The following is an 8,132-nucleotide window of genomic DNA, read 5'->3' on the forward strand; positions in this document are numbered from 1 at the left end:
GTATGGGTATGGATAGTCCTTTTAAACCGAGTGCTGTCGCCTGTCTCTAAGTTAACGAAATTGATTAGTGATGGAGCTGTATTTACAAAAGGGTCAAACAGTGACATTGAAGAAGATGATTTTCCATTAGAGTTAAAACGAATCTATTCTAAGTTTAGTAATGTCTACTCGAAAATGGCTCAACAGAACCAGTTCAGCCAGGTACTTGTAGGAGCTATTGGCGACATCATTATCACGGTCAATAAAGAGGGGCATATTTGCTACGCCAACCCGGCAGCTCGCCAATGGTTCGGTGTTTGTGAAACCTTACTGATTGGACAGCCATTGGAGCTATTCACATCCAATATTGGTTCTGAAGGGCCAGATGTCGCAACTTGGCTTTATAAGAGTAATGTTGATGGCGAGAGGGTTAAATGTAGCGGCAGCTTAGTCAATTTGATTTGCAAAGAATATGTGTATCTTGCCGATATAATTGTACAACCGGTCGACTTAGTTAAAGATGAACAGAACAGTTCATCCAGTGTGATAGTGATTCGCCTAAGGGATAAGATCACGGTTAGCGAGTTCTTCCACTAAGCTGTTAATCTTGTKATGAACCATAATGAAAAGGAGAGCAAATATGCTCTCCTTTTTTGTATGATTTATTCGCTATTCGCTATTCGCTATTCGCTATTCGCTATTCGCTATTCGCTATTCGCATTTGGAATCTACTATTCACCAGCGATTTGAAGGTGTGAACGCTTTAGGCTTGCGATAAACATGTAGATTGTTGTCGCTAACAACGAAGCGAATAAGTAGTTCAGTAATCCCGCATCGGTACCCATAAATGTGCTTGCGATAATTGGACCAGCGACTGAGCCAATGCTATAGCAGAACAACATTACTTGGGTCACCGAAACCAGAAACTGCATATCCACTTTCATACAGCCTAAATTAATCGCTATTGGGTACAAAGCGAACGTCGCCATCCCGAGTACAAATAAACTTAATGCAAGAACTTGGATATTGTTGAACAAGCTAATCAGACCGATTGCCGCAGTCCCAAGTAAGCAAAACATTGCCATTAACATTGTGTGTCCAATGTACTTAGATAACCATGTAACGACGGGCTGAACTAACATACCGCCCAATACAATCAGTGCCATTAGGCCACCGACATCTTCATTCATAACTTGTCGGTTAGTCAGTTCTATTGGCATTAGGCCGTAAATCGCCCCTAAGGTTAAGCCCGAAACAATACAGCCGATCAGTGCGCTGTGGTTCAATTTAGTGATTTGCTTGAACGACATTGACTCAGAGTGACTTAACTCTGGTGATGTAGCGTTGCCAAAAAGCAAAACAATAAGTGCACCAAACAGCAAAGTGAACATTGCAATAAAAGGCACGCCACCTTCAATACCCAAATAACCTATCCCTAACTGCCCAAATGCTGTGCCACCGTATAGTGCACACATGTAGACACCTAAGCGCTTTGCACGTTGAGACTCGTCACCGACTAGTAGCCAAGACTCGACGATAACAAAAATTCCTGCAACAGATATACCTGCAACTAAACGCGCCAACAGCCAAACTTCTTGAATTGGCACGACTGGCAAAATCAGGATAGAAACGATAAATACGCTTAAACAAATGACAAATGCGTTTTTGTGCCCGTAATGTCCAACAAAGCGTTCAATGGCAATTGTACCGACTAATAAACCTGTATAGAACGCACTCGCCAACCAACTCGCGAGTTCGCTTTCTAAACCGTATGCAGGAAGCATGAGCGGGATAGAGCTCATTAGATATCCAGATGCAATAGCATACAGTGAAAGGGCGATAACAGGTACTGTTATACGAGTGTTTGGTAGAGTGTTTTCCAATGTCGTGAGCTCCAAAAAACTAATGTGGAATTAAGTAATTGGCGCGACTATGGGGTAAAAATGATAGGGGGTAAATTGAATAATTTGAGTSGTGACGACAAAAGATTTTAATGGACTAAATGATCTTTTTTGCCGCCACGAGATAGCGCTTCATTAATAGTAAATACCGTTAAATTAGGTCGCTATATTAATTACTTTGTTATTGCTTGGTTCAACCATTGGTCAAATTGAGACTTAGGCAATGCGCCATTAATCATGTCGACACGTTGGCCATTTTTGAAAACCATAATCGTTGGAATACTACGAATTTGGAATTGAGCTGCGAGTTGTTGTTGAGCTTCAGTATCGATTTTTACGAATCTGATTTGGCCTTGACGTTCTTTGGCCACATCACTGAATACAGGAGCAAAACCAACGCATGGATTGCACCATGTTGCCCAAAAGTCTACAACAACAGGTTGGTCGCTGTTCATCAGCTCTTGGAAGTTAAGTGACGTGCCTTCTACTGGCGCACCATCTAAAAGTGGGTTTTTGCACTTACCACAAGTTGGGCTTTCTGAAATTCGTTCTGAAGGCACACGGTTTACGCCATTACATGACGGACAACGAGTATTAAATGTAGTCATAACTTTCTCTTTTTATTGCCTCTGCATGCCTTACGTGATTTACGAAAGTGCTGCTGAGCGCTTATACTGTTTAAAACTGTGCCCTAAGATACGCAAATAAAAACAAACAATAAATAGGTTAACGATGACAAATTTTTATGCCGACATTACAGGTTGGGGAAAATGCCTTCCACCTGCAACGCTTTCCAATGATGATCTAAGTACATTTATAGAAACCTCCAATGAATGGATCAAAAGTCGTACCGGTATCGAAAACCGTCGCATTAGCCATGTAAATACTTCTGACCTTGCAGCTGTAGCGGCAAAACGTGCAATGGCTTGCGCTGGTGTAACTGCACAAGACATCGACCTAATCATTATTGCAAGTTGCTCGGCTGATTCACTTCTGCCGAATATCGCGTCTAAAGTTCAGCGAGAATTGGGAATTGAAGGTGCAGCTGCATTCGACTTAAATGCGGCATGTACAGGTTTTGTGTACGGTCTAGAAACTGCGACTCGAATGATTCAAGCTGGTAACTACCGAAATGCCATTGTTGTTGGTGCTGAGCGTTTGTCTTTCTATATCGATTGGACGAAGCGTGATACCGCCGTGCTATTTGGTGATGGCGCTGGTGCTGTTGTCGTAAGCCGTACAGAAAAGCAAGTGGGCTTGCAGAACGCTCAAATTGGGTGTGATGCTGAGGGGCGAGACATCCTATCAATTCCTAAATTTGGTACTTCCATGGATCGTTTCGCTGCAGATAACGGACATTGGGATTTCAATTTTGTTGGAAAAGAAATCTTTAAGCGTGCAGTTAAGGGGATGGGCGCAGCTGCTCACTCTGTTTTAAACAGAACGGGGCTCTCTACAGACGATATTGATGTTGTTATTCCTCACCAGGCGAATATTCGCATCATTCAAACCTTGTGCGATATGGCTGGAATAGAACGAGAAAAAGCGTTTGTGAATATTCAGCAATACGGAAACACATCTGCTGCAACGGTTCCCATTGCACTCTGTGAAGCTGTAGAGCAGGGCTTTATTAAGCCTAATGCCAACATCTTAACGGCAGCATTTGGTGCAGGACTTACCTGGGGCGCTGGTCATATTAAGTGGGGTGAACGTGTCACTCCGCTAGGTCAAAGTGATGCGGAATTACCAGAGTCTGATAAGACCGCTTTGGATCTTCTGTCTAACGCCATTGAGCATTGTAAAAACAGCCCAAAGAATCAATAAGTTCTATTTGAGAGCAATTGAATAGTAACCATTATTTATAGATTCCTAACTCTTGGCACTTACTTTCTAGCCATGAATTTAGGATTAGTTTTAAAAGGGACTGATTCAGTCCCTTTGTTTTTAATATTGTTTTTGAAATACGGAATACTCAGTGAAAAAAATATTAGCTATTGGTTATGTGTGGCCAGAACCTAACTCGTCAGCAGCGGGCAGCCACATGATGTCGATTCTACGCTTGTTCAAGAAACAAGGTTGGGCGGTTGAATTTGCCACTCCAGCCCAAGAAAGTGACCATATGATTAACCTGGCTGATGAAGGTATTACTAGTCAAAATATCCAGCTCAATTGCGATAGCTTTGATGAGTATATTACTGAGTTGAAGCCAGACATGGTGATGTTTGACCGTTTTATGATGGAAGAACAGTTTGGCTGGCGTGTTGAGAAATGTTGCCCTGAAGCCATTAAAGTCTTAGATACTGAGGATTTACAGTGTTTAAGAAATGCTCGTCATCAAGCAGTGAAAGCCGATCGAGAAATGACTAAATCGGACTTGTTTGGTGATTTGGCTAAGCGTGAAATCGCGGCAATTCTTCGTTGTGATATTTCGCTTATTATCTCTAGTTATGAAATGAAGTTGCTGGTAGATGAGTTCAAGGTGGATCCGGCTCTTATTCATCACTTACCGTTTATGGTCAACTTGGAAGAATTACCTAAGCAAACTAAGTCGTTTGAAGAGCGTAATCACTTCATGACCATTGGTAATTTCCGTCACGCACCAAACTGGGATGCGGTACTGCAACTTCAACAGATTTGGCCAAAAATTCGCAAACAATTGCCTGATGCTGAATTGCATATTTATGGTTCTTATCCGCCACCGAAAGCGACGGCTTTGCATAATCCTAAAACAGGCTTTCATATTAAAGGCTGGGCGAAGGATGCACAGGAAGTGGTTGAGCAAGCTCGTATTTGCTTAGCCCCTCTACGTTTCGGTGCAGGGATAAAAGGTAAATTGTTAGACGCAATGAAGGTACAAACGCCAAGTATTACCAGCTCTATTGGTGCTGAGGGAATGCTGGAAGAGGGTTGTGTAAATTGGCCTGGCGCTGTTGATGATGAGCWAGATGGTTTCGTAAGCGCAGCGGTTGAATTGTATTCAAACGCTGAAAAGTGGCAAGCAGCTCAAGATGGATGTCATTCTTTGCTTAACACTCGGTATAACGCTGAGTTGATTGGCTATTCACTTATTCAGCGACTGAGTGAGATTGAGTCGAATATAGAGACACATCGCTTGAACAACTTTACAGGTTCAATGCTTAAACATCACACAATGACGAGTACTAAGTATATGTCACAGTGGATCGCTGAAAAAAATAAGCGTCAATAACGTGAAAAAGCACTCACTGGTTAGGTGAGTGCTTTTTATATGTTCTTAACAGAAATTAAAGGCTGTTAGCTCGTATTCTAAATAGCTTAGGCTTTCGCAAACTTGTAAGTACGATACCCACCAATCAGATTCTTCGCTTTATAACCATTATTTACGAGTTGGCGATATGCTACGTTACCGCGTAACCCAACTTGGCAGTAAATGATAATTTCTTTATCTTTAGGTAGCTCATCCATGCGGTTACGAAGTTGATCGACAGGAATATTTATTGCACCTTGCAAATGACCTACATTAGTTAATTCACCAGGATTACGTACATCAAGTAGTAACTGGTTTTCTGTTAATTGGTCAATCTCATCAAAGTGAATAGGCGCTGCGTCGCCTTTAATAATGTTATTCGCTACAAAAGCAGCCTGGTTTATGACGTCTTTTGCACTACCGTATGGTGGGGCGTACGTTAGCTCAAGATCTTGCAGTTGTTCGACTGTCATGCCAGCTCGTTGTGCGACAGCCATAACATCGATGCGCTTATCGACACCGTCTTTACCGACAGCCTGAGCACCGTAAATTTTGCCGGTAATAGGGTCAAACAGCATCTTGAAAGAGACGACCTCTGCACCCGGGTAATAGCTCGCATGGCTAGCTGTATGAACGTAGACTTTTTCATAAGGGGTGCCAGAGTTTTTCAATTGTTTTTCATTCTTACCGGTAGACGCGACTGCTAAGTCAAACACCTTACAAATTGCTGTACCTTGAGTGCCTTGATAGGTCTCTTGGCGACCAAGCATGTTGTCAGCGGCCAAACGCCCTTGACGGTTCGCTGGGCCGGCTAATGGAACAAATGACGGTTCACCAGTAACGAAATCTTTGTCTTCAATGGCATCACCAACGGCATAGATGTAAGGATCGCTGGTTTGCATACTTGAATTGGTATAGATCCCACCAAGTGAGCCAATATCTAAACCCGCATCGCGAGCGAGTGACGTTTCGGGCTTAACACCTACAGCCATAATCAAGATACCGGTTTCGATTTGATCACCGTTGTTTAATGTCAGTGTTAAAGCTTGCTCACTATCTTTATATTGTACGGCTTCTAATGCGACACCTAACTGAAGGTCGATACCTTTCTCACGAATTTCAGCATGTACAAACCCTGCCATTTCACGGTCAACAGGGGTCATAACTTGATCAGCCATTTCGATAAGCGATGTTTTAATCCCTAGTTGGTGGAAAGCTTCAACCATTTCTAAGCCGATAAATCCTCCACCAACCACCGTAGCGTGTGTCGGTTTATTGCGGCTTAGAGTTGTAAGAATCTTATCCATATCAGGAATATTGCGTAGTGAATGAGTAAGATGATTATCGATGCCACTGATTGGTGGAATAATTGGAGCAGCGCCGGGACTTAGCAGTAAGTAGTCGTAGCCTTCAGAGTAAGAACTACCGTCAATGAGGTTAGTGATAAGAATACTTTTTTCTTTACGGTTAATAGCGGTGACTTCGCTCATAACACGAACATCTACATTGAAGCGGGCTAGAAAGCTTTCTGGAGTTTGTAAAAGTAGTTTACTGCGTTCTTGGATATCACCACCGATATGATAAGGCAGCCCGCAGTTTGCAAAAGATACAAATGGTCCACGTTCAAGCATGATAATTTCTGCGTCTTCACTAAGACGACGAGCACGAGCAGCGGCAGATGCGCCACCAGCAACGCCACCTACAATTAGTATTTTTGTCATTTTTACTCCAGATCTTAACCAGTAGTGCTTTATGCAATGAATCCATGTTATTTACTTTATTTAGTAATGTCTAATGTTAATTTGTCTAATTTCACATAAGCTAAATTAGTATTGACTAATTAATATTAATTAGTAAACTCTAAATTAGAATTTGCAAAAGGTATTAATAATGTCAGTTCAAGAAATAGACCCGAACACAATGCAAGAGGCGGTAGGAGAAGCTGCAAATCTATTGAAGATTATGGCTCATCAGGAGCGTTTGATGGTGCTGTGTCAATTAACAAATGGTGAAGTGGGTGTTGGTGAGCTGTTCAAACATTCTTCTCTGACGCAATCGGCATTTTCTCAGCATTTAACCGTTTTACGTAAACACGAAATTATTCATGCGCGGAAAGCCTCACAACAAGTGTTCTATTCACTTTCTGACAAGAACGCGGAAAAGTTGATTGGTTGTTTACATTCAATTTTTTGCGCACAAACGAAATAGAGGTGGTTATGGATCACTTGATCCCTTGGAATTCATTATTTGGTGGGATGCTGCTTGGTATATCGGCCAGTTTGCTGCTTTTGTTTGCTGGAAAAATCGCGGGTATTAGCGGCATTGTTGGTGGGTTATTGTCACCAGTTAAATATGATATTGCTTGGCGTGTCCTATTTATCATTGGGATGACCCTAGCTTACATCATTGTCGAACCAATGGGGTTTGAGCTACCTGTTGTTGAAAGCAGTAATATCATATTAGTTGCGATTGCTGGGTTATTAGTTGGCTTTGGAACGCGTTTAGGTAATGGTTGTACTAGTGGGCATGGAATCGTTGGAATGGGACGATTTTCAAAACGTTCAATTGTCGCAACGGTTACCTTTATGTTTGTCGCCATAGTTGTCGTGTATTTGAAGCGACATTTGGGAGTTATCTAATGAACAAAAGCACGTTAATTCGCAATGTAATCAGTTTACTTAGTGGGATATTATTTGGTGCTGGAATGATCATATCGGGTATGGCTGATCCTGGAAAGGTGCTTGGCTTCTTAGATGTGACTGGTGCATGGGATCCAAGTTTGACGTTTGTGATGGGAGGAGCACTGCTCATCTTCATTCCGTTCAACTATTTTGTGATACAGGCTAGGAAGCAAGCTGTGAATGGCGAGCTTTACTCTAAGCCGAAATCATCAGCAATTGATAGCCGCTTAGTCGGTGGCGCTGCTTTATTTGGTATCGGTTGGGGGCTAGTTGGAATTTGTCCGGGCCCGGCCTTATCAAGCCTTGGCTCTGGCTCGTTACCGATTATTGTATTTACGTTAAGCA

9 protein-coding genes are annotated in these 8,132 nt (G+C 42.3%); 6 read left to right on the plus strand and 3 right to left on the minus strand.

Annotated features, from left to right (window positions below; all coding sequences use genetic code 11):
- Nucleotides 1–576: PAS domain-containing protein (locus tag L4C33_RS17305; RefSeq protein WP_428813655.1), on the plus strand; the 576-nt coding region annotated here is incomplete at its 5' end.
- 134 nt (nucleotides 577–710) lie between these two features.
- Here L4C33_RS17305 and L4C33_RS17310 read toward each other — a convergent pair.
- Together L4C33_RS17310 and trxC are read right to left on the minus strand one after the other, a co-directional pair.
- Complete coding sequence (locus tag L4C33_RS17310) at nucleotides 711–1,862, minus strand: MFS transporter (RefSeq protein ID WP_428813656.1); 1,152 nt, start codon at nucleotides 1,860–1,862, stop codon at nucleotides 711–713.
- A 191-nt stretch (nucleotides 1,863–2,053) separates the two neighbouring features.
- The gene (gene trxC / locus L4C33_RS17315) at nucleotides 2,054–2,488 is read right to left on the minus strand and encodes a thioredoxin TrxC (RefSeq protein WP_428813657.1); all 435 of its coding nucleotides are present in this window, start codon (nucleotides 2,486–2,488) and stop codon (nucleotides 2,054–2,056) included.
- A gap of 124 nt (nucleotides 2,489–2,612) precedes the next feature.
- On the opposite strand from trxC, the gene L4C33_RS17320 reads away from it, so the two are divergent.
- Nucleotides 2,613–3,704, plus strand: a complete 1,092-nt coding sequence (locus L4C33_RS17320) for a ketoacyl-ACP synthase III (protein ID WP_428813658.1) — start codon at nucleotides 2,613–2,615, stop codon at nucleotides 3,702–3,704.
- Between the two features lie 151 nt (nucleotides 3,705–3,855).
- On the plus strand, nucleotides 3,856–5,088 hold the full coding sequence (locus L4C33_RS17325; RefSeq protein WP_428813659.1) for a glycosyltransferase: 1,233 nt from the start codon (nucleotides 3,856–3,858) through the stop codon (nucleotides 5,086–5,088).
- A gap of 86 nt (nucleotides 5,089–5,174) precedes the next feature.
- Here L4C33_RS17325 and L4C33_RS17330 read toward each other — a convergent pair whose 3' ends face one another.
- On the minus strand, nucleotides 5,175–6,827 hold the full coding sequence (locus L4C33_RS17330) for an FAD-dependent oxidoreductase (RefSeq protein ID WP_428813660.1): 1,653 nt from the start codon (nucleotides 6,825–6,827) through the stop codon (nucleotides 5,175–5,177).
- A 169-nt stretch (nucleotides 6,828–6,996) separates the two neighbouring features.
- Between L4C33_RS17330 and L4C33_RS17335 the strand changes: the two genes are divergently transcribed.
- The 3 genes from L4C33_RS17335 to L4C33_RS17345 all read left to right on the plus strand — a co-directional run.
- Nucleotides 6,997–7,314 carry an ArsR/SmtB family transcription factor gene (locus L4C33_RS17335; protein ID WP_428813661.1) on the plus strand — a complete coding sequence of 106 codons (318 nt, stop codon included), beginning with the start codon at nucleotides 6,997–6,999 and terminating at the stop codon, nucleotides 7,312–7,314.
- 8 nt (nucleotides 7,315–7,322) lie between these two features.
- Nucleotides 7,323–7,745 (plus strand): YeeE/YedE family protein, encoded by a 423-nt coding sequence (locus tag L4C33_RS17340; protein WP_428813662.1) that lies wholly within the window; start codon nucleotides 7,323–7,325, stop codon nucleotides 7,743–7,745.
- Nucleotides 7,745–8,132, plus strand: a 388-nt coding sequence (locus tag L4C33_RS17345; protein ID WP_428813663.1) for a DUF6691 family protein, incomplete at its 3' end; no start/stop codon positions are given. The genes L4C33_RS17340 and L4C33_RS17345, both read left to right, overlap by 1 nt.

It is taken from the genome of Vibrio makurazakiensis, assembly GCF_050337375.1.
GTDB classification, from domain to species: domain Bacteria; phylum Pseudomonadota; class Gammaproteobacteria; order Enterobacterales; family Vibrionaceae; genus Vibrio; species Vibrio makurazakiensis.